This window comes from bacterium (assembly GCA_030247525.1).
Taxonomy (GTDB): Bacteria; Electryoneota; JAOADG01; order JAOADG01; family JAOADG01; genus JAOTSC01.
Genome location: JAOTSC010000095.1, coordinates 1 through 13,498 on the forward strand (window position 1 = coordinate 1; position 13,498 = coordinate 13,498).

Below are 13,498 nucleotides of genomic sequence, written 5' to 3' on the forward strand. Positions count from 1 at the left end.
ACCCTATACACTTCCGCAATTGTCGCCGATTCTATCAGTAATCCCATTACAAATCTTGGCGTATGACGTGGCAGTGAATTTAGGCCTGAATGTGGACCGGCCGCGCAATTTAGCGAAATCGGTCACTGTGGAATAACAGGTATTGCGTGATTGATCTACATCTTCATTCCACCGCCTCCGATGGTTTTTTGACGCCGCGTGAGTTAGCAAACTACTTGCAGCACCGCGGCGTTAGCGCATTTGCGTTGACTGACCACGACACAATGCACGGCAACAGCGAAGTCTTCGATGAAGCGTTAAAACTGGGTTTAACGTGTATTCCCGGCATTGAATTGTCTTGCTTATTCGAGAAGTACTCTATCCATTTACTGGGTTATTTTCAAGAACCGTTACCGGGATTGTTACAAGAACGCTTGATCGATATCCAACGGTGGCGCGCTGAACGTAATCCCCGAATCATCGAGAAGTTGCAGTCACTTGGATTTCCCGTCACCATGTTGATGGCGGAAAGAGAAGCGTCGGATGGCGGGCAGATTGGTCGTCCGCATATCGCCCGCGCTTTGTTGAAGTTGAATATTGTTAAGTCTCAGGAAGAAGCATTTAACAAGTATCTTGGTTCCGGAAAACCAGCCTATGTTGAAAAGGATCGCTTGCAACTAATCGAGGCGGTACAGTTGATTCATGCCGCGGGTGGCGCGGCCATATTGGCGCATCCGATGATTTATCCGTTCGTATCGAAATTAACTTTATCGCGTTTTCTCAATAAAGCCATTGAGACAGGTATCGACGGTATTGAAGCACACTATCCTGAACATAGTATTCCGGTCCGGTTGCGCATAGAACGGGAATGTGTCAAGCGAAATCTACTGTTCACAGGTGGTTCCGATTTTCATGGACCAGTTACCGGACCGCTTCAACCGGGCATTGGGATGGGTGATTTGAAAGTACCAGAAATGGTGCTTCAGCCGCTTTTGGAGCGGATTACCGAACGACACGCTGCTCGGGCAGCTGCATAACGATTCTTCTTTTTTCAGAATTCAACATATCTAACTAGTGGATAGGCCATGCAATCGAATCGTTGGTTTCCTGTTGTCTGCTTGTTTGTTCTGATTCCCGTGTTACTTACTCCTCTCGCTTACGCCCAAAACGTCATTTCACTCCCCCTTGACCATTGGTTAACACCGGTATTGGAACGATGGGCAATTGCCGGTTATGCACCTAATCTCTCGTTAACAGTACAACCGTACACCCGCTGGGAAGCGGCGCTTGCAGTCCACAATCTAATAAAGACCACTACCGAAAGAGGAGTTAAACTTTCTCCAGGGGATCTCGCATTCCATGATCTTGCAAGTCGAGAACTTCGGGATGAACTGAGAATACTCAAGAATAGTGAAGACGATAATGCCGGATTTCTGGGTTCGATTGTCAAGAAAGCGAAAGATTATTTAGGTTTAAGTGAAGTGGTGAACGCCCGTTCGATGCGATTACGAATCGAGCCGGAGTTTTCGCTGCGGGATGTAAGCAGTTCCGATGAAACCTCACTACGAATGAAATCGATCTTTGCCATTGAAACGACCCCACTCCCCACTGTCGGGCTTTCGATGGGTCTGGGAAAACATGTTGACTATTACCGCAAGGAGTCGAAGTGGAAAGAGGGGGGAACCCGTTTACAGGATACTTATGTTCGTTTTGGCGTAAGTAACGCTTCGGTAACCTTTGGTGCCGAGGAGCGGCGATGGGGCGTTCCCGGATCGAATCGGTTGTTGATGAATGGTAACGACGTTGCTATCCCTGCGTTTGTAATAAATGCGCAATCGAGCAGATTGCGAATTCAAATGATGTGGGGACAGTTGGAAGATTTCGAATACTTCGATTATTACTCGGATGACTATCGACAATTAAAGCGGTCGATTATCATCAAACGGTTTGAGTATCGCTCTGACAACGAGTGGGGTATCGGTGTAACTAATGCCACTATTGTCTTACACAATCAAGGTTTGGACTGGCAATACTGGCTGCCGATTCCAACAATTCTTACAACAACCAACTCGAATCCCAACCGTTACCGCGCAAATGAGATCGGGGTTGTCGACGGTTGGTTGAGAGTTTCGCCGAGAACGTTATTAACTGGTGAACTGCTGTTTAACCAATGGTCGGATTTCGAATTGCAGGATTTCGAGATTCTTTATGATAAATCGAAGAACAGTTTCAAAGATAATTATGGTGTTCGGGTTGGCTGTACCAGTATCGAACCGTTTAGTATGAGTGGGATGACTTATCGGTTGCAATATACCGACATCGGTCCGAAGACCTACTCGACTTTTATCGATCACAATCTGATTACAAGTAACCTTCAGAACAGCTCGGGTACGATGTATCGATATCGAACGACTCCAATTGGGCATCCTTACTGGAACGGATTTTCCAATTACGAAGTTGAAATAGAGTATGTCACGAAACGCGCAGAAACAGTCAGTGTTCACTGCGGGTATCTTAGGAATGATACCCCGGCGATGAATCGATACATCGATATGGGCGACACCTCGTTAGGTTATACTTTACTGCACCGAACGAACATCGGTTTAAAAGTGCAATTGATACCCAATGAGAACAGTCAGATATCGCTGTTTGCGGATACCTACCACGCCGACAATGGCTCAGGTAGTAGCGGCAATCTGGACTGGAACGAATTTGGTTTGTCTGCGAAATTCAATTTCCATACTTTACTGAAACGGTAGTTCTTGAAGATAAGTGTATCATCCCCATCGACCGAGGAGAATATGAAAGGTATTGTTCTGGCTGGCGGTACGGGCAGTCGGCTGTTCCCCCTAACAAAAGTTACCAATAAGCATTTATTGCCAGTCGGTAAAGCCCCGATGATTTTCCATCCAATTTTCCGGTTGGTGGAAGCGGGTATCGAAGAGATTCTCATCGTGACCGGGGTGGAACACATGGGAGCGGTAGTTACGCTGCTTGGCTCCGGGAAAGACTACGGCGCGCGCTTTACTTATCGCGTACAGGATGAAGCCGGTGGGATTGCGCAAGCGCTCGGATTAGCCGAAAATTTTGTCCATGGCGACCGCTCGGTTGTAATTTTAGGTGACAACATTTTTGAAGACTCGTTGGTCGATCTCGTGAAGAACTTTTCGGTACAGCGCCGGGGTGCCCGCATTGTTCTCAAGCAAGTGACGGATCCACACCGGTTTGGCGTCGCGGAAGTCGTTGATGGAAAAGTTGTCGGTATCGAAGAGAAGCCGAAGCAGCCGAAGAGTGATTGGGCGGTAACCGGGATTTACTGTTACGACGCGGAAGTCTTCAATATCATCAAAACTTTGAAACCATCGGGACGTGGCGAATTGGAAATCACCGACGTCAATAATCATTATCTGCAACGCAGCGAACTGGAAGCGGACTATTTCCGGGGGTGGTGGACCGATGCCGGTACGTTTGAATCGTTGCGAGTTGCCGACGAATTAGCTTCAGCAATCCCAGCTCCGTTTGCGAAGTAATCGTCAATATGTTAGCTACTCAATGTTGTTTAACCATCCATGTTAGGAACCTCCTGTGAAACTCGCAGTTGTTGGAACTGGTTATGTCGGTCTAGTAGCGGGCGCGTGTCTCGCTGAGACCGGACACACTGTTATCTGTGTCGATAAAGACCAAAGCAAAATCGATATTCTCCTGCAAGGTGGAATCCCGATTTACGAACCGGGATTGATCGAATTGGTTGAAAAATCCGTTAAATCGGATCGCTTGAGTTTCTCGACCGATCTCGCTGCCGCGGTGCAAGCCTCACAAGTAATCTTTATTGCAGTAGGTACCCCATCCGATGAGGATGGCTCCGCCGATTTACAGCATGTGCTCGCGGTGGCGCAGGAAATCGGTACGGCAATGAATGGGTATAAAGTCATTGTCGACAAATCGACTGTACCCGTTGGCACCGCTGAGAAAGTGCGTGAAGAGATTGCAAAATATACGAACCACCCGTTCGACGTCGTTTCCAATCCGGAATTCTTGAAAGAAGGCGCTGCCGTCGATGATTTCTTGAAACCGGATCGTGTTGTAATCGGAGCGGATAGCGACACCGCGCGCGAGATGATGCAAGACCTTTATGCGCCGTTTGTCCGGCAAGGACATCCAGTGATTGTGATGGATGTCAAATCGGCGGAAGTCACGAAGTATGCGTCGAATGCGTTTCTCGCTACGAAAATCTCGTTTATCAATGAATTGGCGAATTTCTGCGAGATCGTCGGCGCTGATGCGATGAAAGTTCGTTTGGGTATGGGCAGCGACCGCAGGATCGGTAACGCATTCCTGTTTCCTGGTGTCGGGTACGGCGGGTCGTGTTTCCCGAAAGACGTGAAAGCGTTAATGAAGACCGCCAAAGATGTCGGTATGCCGTTACAAGTCGTCGAAGCCGTATCGAAAGTGAATTACAACCAACGCTATCGATTCCTCGAGAAATTGTACAAAGTCTATGGAGAAGACCTCTCCGGTAAAACCTTTGCGTTGTGGGGCTTGTCGTTCAAACCGCGCACCGACGATATGCGCGAAGCGCCGGCATTGACGATTATCGATGAGTTAACCAAACGCGGCGCGAAAGTACGCGGATACGATCCGGCGGCGATGGAGGAAGCGGAACGACGGCTCCATAACCATCCCCGTCGAGACATGATTGCGCTGATATCGCACCAATACGAAGCATTGGAAAATGCCGATGCGCTCATCATCGTGACCGAATGGAACGATTTCCGCGATCCCGATTTCGATCACATCAAAGAGTTGCTCAAACCGCCGTACACGATTTTCGACGGCCGAAATGTTTACGATTTGGCGAAGATGGCAAAACACGAAATCCGTTACATCTCGATTGGACGAGCAAGCGTATGAGAGTTCTCGTTACTGGCGGCGCAGGTTTTTTAGGTTCGCATCTGTGCGACTTCTTGCTCGCGCAAAAAGATGAAGTGGTATGCCTCGACAATTTCTTCACCGGGTCGAAGGATAACGTTCGCCATCTATTGAACAACGACCATTTCGAGTTGGTGCGGCACGACGTGGTGGAACCGATTCTCCTGGAAGTGGATCAGATCTATCATCTCGCCTGTCCCGCATCGCCTGTGCACTACCGGTACAATCCGGTGAAGACGATCAAGACGAATGTGCTCGGTACGTTGAATATGCTCGGTCTCGCAAAACGGATTCGAGCGAGAATTCTGCTCGCGTCGACTTCGGAGGTGTATGGCGACCCCAGTATTCACCCGCAAACGGAGGAGTACTGGGGGAATGTGAATCCGATTGGCCCTCGGAGTTGTTACGACGAGGGGAAACGGGCGGCGGAATGTTTGATGATGGATTATCACCGGCAGAACAACGTCGATGTACGGATTGCGCGGATTTTCAATACCTATGGGCCGCGGATGGCGGTGAATGATGGGCGGGTCGTTTCCAATTTCATCATTCAGGCGTTGCGGGGCGAGCCGATTACCATTTACGGGCATGGCCAACAGACGCGGAGTTTCTGTTACTGTGACGATTTGATTCACGGGCTGCATGGTCTGATGAACCAAACGGAAACTATCGGGCCGGTGAATATCGGCAATCCGGGGGAATTCACGATCCTCGAATTTGCTCAAATGGTGATTGCGAAAACTGGCAGCGCTTCGCAAATCGTCTATGAGGAGTTACCACAGGACGACCCGAAACAACGTTGTCCCGACATTACGAAGGCGATGCGCTATATGCAGTGGTCGCCAACAATTCCGCTCTCGGAAGGGGTGGATAAGACGATTGCGTACTTTCGGAAGGTGATTGGGTAGTTTTTTTTCTTCTGCGACGACAAAAATAAAGGCGACCGAGTGGTCGCCTTACTTATTGTCGATGGTGCCGGAGGGGGGACTTGAACCCCCACTCTCCGAAGAGAACTAGTCCCTGAAACTAGCGCGTCTGCCAATTCCACCACTCCGGCTGGCAACGGGCAAGATACTTTTTTTCGAGCGGTTACGCAAGAAGTGGTGGTTTGCGATGAATTGCTTGAGATTGCTTCGCTACGCTCGCAATGACATGGACATGCGCGACACGCCTCTACAGTATGTCGGACAGGATTGTCTAACCTTCAATTATTTCGCAGACAGGATTGTCTGCGCTACGGTGTCCACTGCTGGGATTGCTTCGGCGCATTACTACGTTCGCAATGACACGTCAGGCAAGATTACTTGCGGTGAGCCGCAAGGCGGGTTGCCTAACCTCCAACCCCTACGGTTAACGAGTAGTTGATTTTGTCGCGGATTTTGCGACTATGGGCTTTTCACGGTCGAGCAGCATCGGTTCCACCAGCTTCTGTCCACTCATCGCCGTCAATGCCGCGAGCTGCGCCTGCCGTCCGAGATCGGTCGCTGCACCGAGGACGCGCGCCGCTTCCTGTGGGCTATGGAATCCCATCGAGCTTTCCGCCGAGATAAAGTCCCAGCGCGCTTGCGCAAGCCGCACCTTGTGGCGGGCATCGGTCAATTTCACGCTATCGACGCCCGCCGCAATCGCCTGTGCAATCGTATTATGCGCATCGACAATCGCGATTTCCGCCCGATCCATTAACTCGCGAGTCTTGTCCTGAATTTTCTCCACTCGTCCTTTGACTTCTTCCTCACTCCAGCGATGACATACAGCACACGAGTTCTGGATATTTTTCAACGGCGATTTCAGATGATGGTCGCTAATCTTGACGCCGCCCTGCGTCATGTACGGCATGTGGCAATCGGCGCACGATACGCCGCGATAGGCATGAATTCCCGTCGAATACAATTCGTAATCGGGATGCTGCATTTTGAGCATCGACGACTTGCTGACGGGATGCGTCCAATCTTTGAAACTTCGCTCTTCGTAATACGAAACGATGCTATCAATCACCAGGCCATTTTTCCACGGGAAGGTTAAGTAATTCTTCTTGCCATTGGAGTTGTCGAAGTAATATTCGACATGGCACTGCGCGCAAACCAAAGTACGCATTTCCTGATGAGTCGCTTGGTCGATGTTCATGCCGCGCGCGGTAAAGGCTTCACGGAGACCGGGACGGGAAATCCGCAATTCCATCGTCTTGGGGTCGTGGCAATCGAGGCAGGAAATGGGATGATTGACGAGCGGACGCAGCGAATCGAAATGCGATCCATAGAATTTCTCGATCCCCATATCGTGCATCAGTTTCGGCACATTACTCGATTTGCAGGTCATACAAGTACCTGCCACCGGTTTGCGGCCGGTTTTCTTGACATCTTCGACAGCGAAGGTGTGACCGCGCTCTTCGTTATACTCTTTCGAGAAACCGTAACCGGCGAATAGCACAACATTGCGGGGATCGTCCTCCAGCCGACTGAACGGAACATCACCGGCGTATTTCGTTCGACCGGTCGTTTGGCTCATCTCTTTCCATGTGCCGTATTCGCGGGGGAAATTCTCTCCCCATACCGCCGGATCGGTCTCCCATTCGCCAATCGGTTTTGCCATTTGCAGCTTGAAAGACGCTTCGTTGCGGCGTTCGAGAATACTCGACAGCAGTAAGCCGAGTCCGAATACCACCACGACGGTGATAAGAAACGGTAAGATACCGACGCCGGAAACGCGCTTGATGCGGTGTAATACTTTTTTCATGACAACCTCTGCGGTTTTATTCGTCTACTTGAGAATGGGATCGAGTTGAGGGACAATCGCATTCGGACTCGACGCTAAGCTATGCGTCCTACCGTGCGGCACTTCCCGGTGACAAAAAAAGCAATGCTGGTTCATCTTGATGTTGCCGGCTGTTTCGATCAGCTTGCCATGGCAACGAATACAATTCGATTCGATGGCAGCCTCCGCCATCTCGCTCGCATGAATTACCTGCGGCTCCAATCGGAAGGTGAACATAAAGGCGTGGCGCATTCCGTCACGGGCTTTGAACGGCCATTTCCAGAGCGGATGTTGGGGGACATGACAATCATTACAAGTGGCAACCCGGGCGTGGCTGCTGCGGGCATAGGTGGCAAATTCCGGACGCATGATATGGCAATTGATGCACGCCTTCGGATCGTCAGTCAGGTAACTGGTCGCTTCCGAAGCGCGAAAGATGAGGATACCAATCGCGACAAACACTCCGAGCGCAATTGCAGTGGGCAACTGCCATTTCGGATGGATCCATTCGAGTTTCAGCCAGTAGGTAAGTTTGTGCATTCTGCGGCTCCGAGTGGACAAATTCGGTCTTCTTCCCCGAATTTGTTACAAAATACACAAAGAACCTCCTCAAACCCTTTGATTAAAGTCAAGAACCAAAAAATTAATTAAGTATTTGATTATTGGATAATAATTCGCATAATGGGGCGGTGGTTCGAACGACGTAGCGCTTCTATGAAGCCGGCTTTTTGGAAGGCAGATACGATACCGGTAAAAATAAAAGGATCGGGGGAGGGTTTTGTCATGTTATCGTTCGGATATCCTTCGACGATTTTTCCGCCGTTTTGTTTGACAAAATCAACCGCGCTCTTGATCAAACCGACGGAAACTCCGGTTCTCCGAAACGGTTTCGCGACGAATAAGCAGACAATCGACCACACCGGTTGATCATCGACCGGCGCAAAGATTCGTGACCGTTGCAAGCCGGCATACTCTTCCCGCGGCGCAACCGCGCACCAACCGATAGGTTTTCCATCGGAGTAGGCAAGGATACCGGGCACTTTTCCAGAATTGACCAATCGTAACATCGCATCGCGATTACCGTCGCCTTTGTTATCATCGAACTCGGCTCGCGATAATCGCCAGTGCATACACCAACAACCTCCACAAGCCCCTTTAGTTCCGAACAAAGTCTCGAAATCGTCCCAACGCTCGGTTGTGAGCGGATAGTATTCTAATGATGGTTGGTTTGCCATATCGTGAATTCCTTACAGATGGGAAAAGGAAATAGTTGGTTTTCTTGTTTGGTTTCGGAACGATCATTACTTCGGACAGACAGGGGCGTCTGGCTCTACTACAATGATTTACTCTAATCAGTGTAAAGGCAAAAATCATCGCAAACGTGGCCGCCGCGGTTTCGGACGCGGTTTCGGTGGTTCGAGTGACGCTTCCATCGCCGCTTCATATGCAATGCGGATGATCGGTTTCAATGCCGTTAACGTTTTCTTATTGGGAATCGGAATAATAAGCCACTTACTGAAAACTCGGTTGCCGTGTTGATACGGGTATGCATCATACTTTTCAATTAGAAGGTTACGATCCGCTTCCGACAAAGTTGTCAAGGCAATGCTGTCTTCATTCGTCCAAGCGAACATTTTACGGTTGGCAGCATAAACGTCGTAACCAAACATCTTTTTCGGACCCGCCAAAGGAAACTCAGAAATTATCTCTTCAAATGCTTTTGTGATATCCATCAGAACCCTCTCCTCAATAATTCCTGCTCGAAAAATAACTGTGAGTGGTCGAGAAAAGAAGCAGTTTTGTATCCACGAGAATTTTGTTGAATTCCGGGTCAAACCGAATTACTTTCCCCGTGTACAACTTATTTTCGAGGCACTATGCGATACGTCAATGTTTACGCAAAATCGGAAGGTCTCATGAGATTCATGAGATACATCGCCGGACTTGTAATTGCGATGCCATTTCTAATATTAGGATTTCTGATTTTATTCTGGCGAACTTTAGGAAAGGATGCACCGCCGCCACCAAACGAATTGTACATCGTTGTAGTATTACTCTTCGTAATCGACTCGATTGTTCTGTTCTTTATTCGCTGGCAATTCAAACGCATGCGGGAAACGTCGGTGGAAATCAGCGATACCGGTATTCAGCATTACGCTCCCGGTTCGCCAAAAACGATTCCATGGCAATCGGTTACCCAAGTAAAACGTATCATGTATCGAAAGGGGCAATTCGCCGAGCAACTCATTTACCCGGAAGGGAAATACACGCTGTCGCCGGAATTAGTGCCTGATACACCCGATGCCCCTTCGATTAAAATGACCTGGAAGGGCATCCTGTGGCTGTATCCCGATGGGCGCACAGTCGATGTGACCTTGGAGAATTCGTTCGGCCATCAAGCAATACTCAGATATCGTCCTGATTTACTATCAATTCGATGAAGCCGTGTAAGAATTTTTCGTTTCGTTAGGTGTTGTTTCAATAAGAAAGGCGTTCGATGGAAAATCTTCCTCAACTTGAGTATGTTCTCTTACATAAAGAACAATCGACTCTGACGATCACTCTGAACCGTCCCGAAGTATTGAACGCTTTCAATGATGCACTTGGGTCGGATTTACTCGTCGCGCTCAAGTTTGCCGAGAAGGATTCCGATACCCGCTGTGTAGTTCTAACCGGAGCTGGAAAAGGTTTTTGCGCCGGTGAAGACTTGAAACAACATCTCGCCTCACCAAAACCGTTGGGCGATACGTTACGAAAACGATATCACCCGATCATTCAAAGAATTCGTACTCTTGAAAAACCGGTTATTGCCCGGATCAATGGGGTTGCCGCCGGAGCCGGGGTCGCATTGGCATTAGCGTGCGATATTCGTATCGCAGTCGATACCGGAAAATTTGCAATGGCATTCGTAAAGATTGCCTTGGTTCCCGACAGTGGAATGTTTTGGTTTCTACCACGCTTAATCGGGTACGCCCGTGCGTTTGAGTGGATGGCGACCGGCGATGTCGTATCTGCCCAAAAAGCCCTCGAATGGGGTATGGTGAATCAATTGGCATCGACCGAGCAGTTAGACGAAGCGGTGCAGCAATGGGCGGTTCCGTTTGCCACCGGACCGACTGCGGCTTATGGTTTAATCAAACGTGGATTACAAGCAGGAATGGATCGGTCATTTGAGCAATCCTTGGAGCAGGAAGCCTATCTCCAAGAGCTTGCAGGAAATCTTTCCGATCACAACGAAGGGGTTCATGCCTTTCTGGAAAAGCGGGAAGCCCGGTTTAGCGGTCGTTAAGATTGCTTTTTAACAGCTTTGCCCGTATGTTCGGAATTGCTTTACCACAGGTGTTTACTTATGCACATAACAACTCGAGCCTTGTTTTTTCGTGATGGGCGTAATATTATTGCGCTTTCGCCGGAACTTGGAATTTCCTCGTGGGGAAATTCGGTCGACGACGCTTCGCGGAATTTACAAGAAGCGGTGCGATTGTATTGCGAAACCGCCCGCGATCAGAACGATTTAGTGGAAGTCTTAGAAGACGCAGGTTACTCCCGTGAAGCGCCGGGGATGCCTTGGGTTCCACCACCCTTACTGGAACAGCGCGATGTCGATGTGGAATTCGATGAGCAGTAGCACTATACCGGGGAAGCAGATTTTACGTGCGCTTGAGATGGAGGGGTATCTCACTCGCGCGTCGTCTGGAAAACATGTAATCATCGCTGGGACCAGCGGCGGCAATCTGATTGTACTTAAGCCGGGTGGCGATGTTCCGCGGATGTATATCCGTTACATTCTCGACGCATCGGGGATTTCGCGGGAACGGTTTTTTGCGAATGTTGCGAAAAGTAAGTTAGAGCCGCGCCGGCGATACACGCTGTTGAGTACGATTTTCGCGAAACCGCAACCGGAGAGCGAAACCAGCAGTCGACATCGGATCGCGCCGATCGCACCGACCAATACAGCCGGCAAGAACGTTAATCATCGCAAACCGTAGCTTTACGCAGCGGGGGGGGACATTGTGATAGAAACAGTAACGAAGGAACCACTCCGGGTTCGCGAGGAGCGGATGTGGTCGAAAATCGAATCGGGTGAGACGATCGAATCACCCAACGAGATGAGCGACGACTATTATCACCATCTCTGTAATCTTTTGCAGATGCAGGCAGATAGTGAATTAGCTGGAGGATATGGCTACGCACCATGGATTTCTAAAGCGCCTGATATGACAGAAAAGTACAGCGTTTCCATAATCGTCAAGGACGAGATTCGCCATGCGTATGCTTGTTATGGTCTGTTGGAAAAGTTGGGATTTCCGGTCGAAGAGCATTTCCAGAAGAGCAATTTTGAAATGCGAATTCGCGACAAAGATTTAGGTACTCAACGGGCTTCCGACGATAAACGGGTCAACATCTTCTACTACCCGATTGAGACGTGGGCGGATTTCGTTTCCTTTAACTTCTGTATGGATCGCGGCGCTGGACACCAGTTGGAAGATGTGAAACATTGCAGTTATGGCCCGTGGGCGCGCACCATTGAAGGGATTTTCCGCGAAGAGATGATGCACGTCGGCCACGGCGAGATGTGGGTAGAGCGTTTCGCTCAGACCAACGAGGGCACAAAAACGGAAATTCAGGAGTCGCTGGATAAGTGGTTTCCCCGAACAATGAATATTTTCGGAAAAGGTGGTTCCGCTCGCAACGCTGAGTATCGAAAAATGAAATTGAAACTGCGCGACAATGACGAAGTGCGCGAAACCTATCGAGAGGAAGTGGTAGGTTTGCTATCCGATTACGGTTTGCAAGTTCCGGTATGGCAACCGGAATAGCGCGTATCGTGAGGAAATAAATACGCCGATTCCGATTGGCGTATCGCCGGGCTCTGGGGGGGAGTCCGGCGTTTCTTTTTTTATCGGAAAGATTGCGTGGTGCGCCAACAGCAGCGGATCGCAAACACTACTGCTCGTTGTGTTCGAAGTCGTATGCGAACGGCGGTTCGATTCCCAGCATTCGGAAATAGACGCTCAGTTGACCGCGATGCAGCAGATGCTCATCGTAGAAAAACTTCATCATTAGACCTGCCGGGAAATCACCGTAGAAGATATGGATGACTTTATTCAACAACTCGTCGTCGGCAGCTTCCACCGTCGCGACGTACTGTTCAAACACCGATTTTGCATAGACGCGCAACTCTTCGATGGTCATCTTCATCGCTTTCGCGTTTTCGGCATTGTTGTCCGCTTCAGTCAGCGTCCCCGTTTTCAGAGAATTGAGCATTGGGAGAACACCGTCATACATGTGAACGACTAATTCGCGGGTTGTTCGCACCCCTTCGGTGGGACGCCAATCAAGGTGCTCGTTATGCAATGCTTTCAAGTATCGCATCGTAATACCGTGATGCAATTTTAAATCATCAACTAAGGCAGATAATACGACTTTATTCATGGCTAACTCCTGTTAGGAATCGACGATTGGACAAGAATGTCCATTCTACGGGTTGTGAGGATGAGTAGTAACTCGATAAATCACAGCATCATTGGCTTGGTTGTACTTCGGATTTAAAAAATTGCGAATCCGGTCGCCAATTGCTGGTGGGATCGTATCCATCGGCGATAACTGGCCCAACACCGCTTCCCATTGCTTCACACGTTGTTCGCGGTCGGTGCGATGATAGACGATTAGGTAATCGACTCGCCGGTGTTGTGTGGTAATGTTCTCCGATGCCAATGCAAAGTCCTCGCCGTTTTTCACTTCGACAAGATATTTGTCTTTCGCCCACGCCTCGCCAAGATAGAACCATGGAGCATTGAAATTGCGAATGCGGGAATCGAGAACTACTCCCTGTAAT

Annotated in this window: 16 protein-coding genes and 1 tRNA gene; 10 read left to right on the plus strand and 7 right to left on the minus strand. The window is 49.4% G+C overall.

Annotated elements, in window-relative coordinates; all coding sequences use genetic code 11:
* Positions 1-146 precede the first annotated feature (146 nt).
* Genes OEM52_09600 through OEM52_09620 form a run of 5 tightly spaced genes read left to right on the plus strand, consistent with a single transcriptional unit; the run spans position 147 to position 5,816 of the window.
* The gene (locus tag OEM52_09600) at positions 147-1,016 is read left to right on the plus strand and encodes a PHP domain-containing protein (protein MDK9700385.1); all 870 of its coding nucleotides are present in this window, start codon (positions 147-149) and stop codon (positions 1,014-1,016) included.
* A gap of 48 nt (positions 1,017-1,064) precedes the next feature.
* A complete protein-coding gene (locus OEM52_09605) occupies positions 1,065-2,738 on the plus strand; it encodes a hypothetical protein (GenBank protein MDK9700386.1) in 1,674 nt (557 codons plus the stop codon).
* A gap of 42 nt (positions 2,739-2,780) precedes the next feature.
* Positions 2,781-3,509, plus strand: a complete 729-nt coding sequence (locus OEM52_09610) for a sugar phosphate nucleotidyltransferase (GenBank protein ID MDK9700387.1) — start codon at positions 2,781-2,783, stop codon at positions 3,507-3,509.
* Positions 3,510-3,564: 55 nt separating this feature from the next.
* On the plus strand, positions 3,565-4,890 hold the full coding sequence (locus OEM52_09615) for a UDP-glucose/GDP-mannose dehydrogenase family protein (protein MDK9700388.1): 1,326 nt from the start codon (positions 3,565-3,567) through the stop codon (positions 4,888-4,890).
* Positions 4,887-5,816 (plus strand): SDR family oxidoreductase, encoded by a 930-nt coding sequence (locus OEM52_09620; protein ID MDK9700389.1) that lies wholly within the window; start codon positions 4,887-4,889, stop codon positions 5,814-5,816. The genes OEM52_09615 and OEM52_09620 overlap by 4 nt, the downstream gene beginning before the upstream one ends.
* A gap of 62 nt (positions 5,817-5,878) precedes the next feature.
* On the opposite strand, the gene OEM52_09625 is transcribed toward OEM52_09620, so the two are convergent.
* The 5 genes from OEM52_09625 to OEM52_09645 form a co-directional block, all read right to left on the minus strand.
* Positions 5,879-5,965 (minus strand) — tRNA-Leu (locus tag OEM52_09625).
* A 293-nt stretch (positions 5,966-6,258) separates the two neighbouring features.
* Positions 6,259-7,641, minus strand: coding sequence for an ammonia-forming cytochrome c nitrite reductase subunit c552 (locus OEM52_09630; GenBank protein MDK9700390.1), 1,383 nt, complete (start codon positions 7,639-7,641; stop codon positions 6,259-6,261).
* A gap of 24 nt (positions 7,642-7,665) precedes the next feature.
* Positions 7,666-8,199: a cytochrome c nitrite reductase small subunit gene (gene nrfH, locus OEM52_09635; GenBank protein ID MDK9700391.1), complete on the minus strand. Its 534-nt coding sequence runs from the start codon at positions 8,197-8,199 to the stop codon at positions 7,666-7,668.
* 119 nt (positions 8,200-8,318) lie between these two features.
* The gene (locus tag OEM52_09640) at positions 8,319-8,894 is read right to left on the minus strand and encodes a GNAT family N-acetyltransferase (protein ID MDK9700392.1); all 576 of its coding nucleotides are present in this window, start codon (positions 8,892-8,894) and stop codon (positions 8,319-8,321) included.
* Between the two features lie 135 nt (positions 8,895-9,029).
* Complete coding sequence (locus OEM52_09645; GenBank protein MDK9700393.1) at positions 9,030-9,392, minus strand: hypothetical protein; 363 nt, start codon at positions 9,390-9,392, stop codon at positions 9,030-9,032.
* Positions 9,393-9,575: 183 nt separating this feature from the next.
* Between OEM52_09645 and OEM52_09650 the strand changes: the two genes are divergently transcribed.
* From OEM52_09650 to OEM52_09670, 5 genes are read left to right on the plus strand one after another with little or no spacing between them, the layout of a single operon-like run.
* Complete coding sequence (locus OEM52_09650; GenBank protein MDK9700394.1) at positions 9,576-10,100, plus strand: hypothetical protein; 525 nt, start codon at positions 9,576-9,578, stop codon at positions 10,098-10,100.
* A 56-nt stretch (positions 10,101-10,156) separates the two neighbouring features.
* Positions 10,157-10,948, plus strand: coding sequence for an enoyl-CoA hydratase-related protein (locus OEM52_09655; protein MDK9700395.1), 792 nt, complete (start codon positions 10,157-10,159; stop codon positions 10,946-10,948).
* Positions 10,949-11,008: 60 nt separating this feature from the next.
* Positions 11,009-11,287, plus strand: coding sequence for a hypothetical protein (locus OEM52_09660; GenBank protein ID MDK9700396.1), 279 nt, complete (start codon positions 11,009-11,011; stop codon positions 11,285-11,287).
* The gene (locus tag OEM52_09665; protein ID MDK9700397.1) at positions 11,277-11,648 is read left to right on the plus strand and encodes a hypothetical protein; all 372 of its coding nucleotides are present in this window, start codon (positions 11,277-11,279) and stop codon (positions 11,646-11,648) included. The genes OEM52_09660 and OEM52_09665 overlap by 11 nt, the downstream gene beginning before the upstream one ends.
* A gap of 24 nt (positions 11,649-11,672) precedes the next feature.
* Positions 11,673-12,479 (plus strand): phenylacetate-CoA oxygenase subunit PaaI, encoded by an 807-nt coding sequence (locus OEM52_09670; protein ID MDK9700398.1) that lies wholly within the window; start codon positions 11,673-11,675, stop codon positions 12,477-12,479.
* Between the two features lie 127 nt (positions 12,480-12,606).
* Here OEM52_09670 and OEM52_09675 read toward each other — a convergent pair whose 3' ends face one another.
* Both OEM52_09675 and OEM52_09680 read right to left on the minus strand, forming a co-directional pair.
* Entirely contained in the window at positions 12,607-13,095 is a 489-nt protein-coding gene (locus OEM52_09675) for a DinB family protein (protein MDK9700399.1), read from the minus strand.
* A gap of 45 nt (positions 13,096-13,140) precedes the next feature.
* Positions 13,141-13,498 (minus strand): hypothetical protein (locus OEM52_09680; GenBank protein ID MDK9700400.1); only part of this gene is annotated, 358 nt, incomplete at its 5' end.

Bases quoted from the DNA above. Each gene is read 5' to 3' on its own strand.
- OEM52_09605 (MDK9700386.1), top strand. From the start codon at position 1,065: ATGCAATCGAATCGTTGGTTTCCTGTTGTCTGCTTGTTTGTTCTGATT.
- OEM52_09610 (MDK9700387.1), top strand. From the start codon at position 2,781: ATGAAAGGTATTGTTCTGGCTGGCGGTACGGGCAGTCGGCTGTTCCCC.
- OEM52_09620 (MDK9700389.1), top strand. From the start codon at position 4,887: ATGAGAGTTCTCGTTACTGGCGGCGCAGGTTTTTTAGGTTCGCATCTG.
- OEM52_09630 (MDK9700390.1), bottom strand. From the start codon at position 7,641: ATGAAAAAAGTATTACACCGCATCAAGCGCGTTTCCGGCGTCGGTATC.
- nrfH (MDK9700391.1), bottom strand. From the start codon at position 8,199: ATGCACAAACTTACCTACTGGCTGAAACTCGAATGGATCCATCCGAAA.
- OEM52_09640 (MDK9700392.1), bottom strand. From the start codon at position 8,894: ATGGCAAACCAACCATCATTAGAATACTATCCGCTCACAACCGAGCGT.
- OEM52_09645 (MDK9700393.1), bottom strand. From the start codon at position 9,392: ATGGATATCACAAAAGCATTTGAAGAGATAATTTCTGAGTTTCCTTTG.
- OEM52_09650 (MDK9700394.1), top strand. From the start codon at position 9,576: ATGAGATTCATGAGATACATCGCCGGACTTGTAATTGCGATGCCATTT.
- OEM52_09655 (MDK9700395.1), top strand. From the start codon at position 10,157: ATGGAAAATCTTCCTCAACTTGAGTATGTTCTCTTACATAAAGAACAA.
- OEM52_09660 (MDK9700396.1), top strand. From the start codon at position 11,009: ATGCACATAACAACTCGAGCCTTGTTTTTTCGTGATGGGCGTAATATT.
- OEM52_09665 (MDK9700397.1), top strand. From the start codon at position 11,277: ATGAGCAGTAGCACTATACCGGGGAAGCAGATTTTACGTGCGCTTGAG.
- OEM52_09675 (MDK9700399.1), bottom strand. From the start codon at position 13,095: ATGAATAAAGTCGTATTATCTGCCTTAGTTGATGATTTAAAATTGCAT.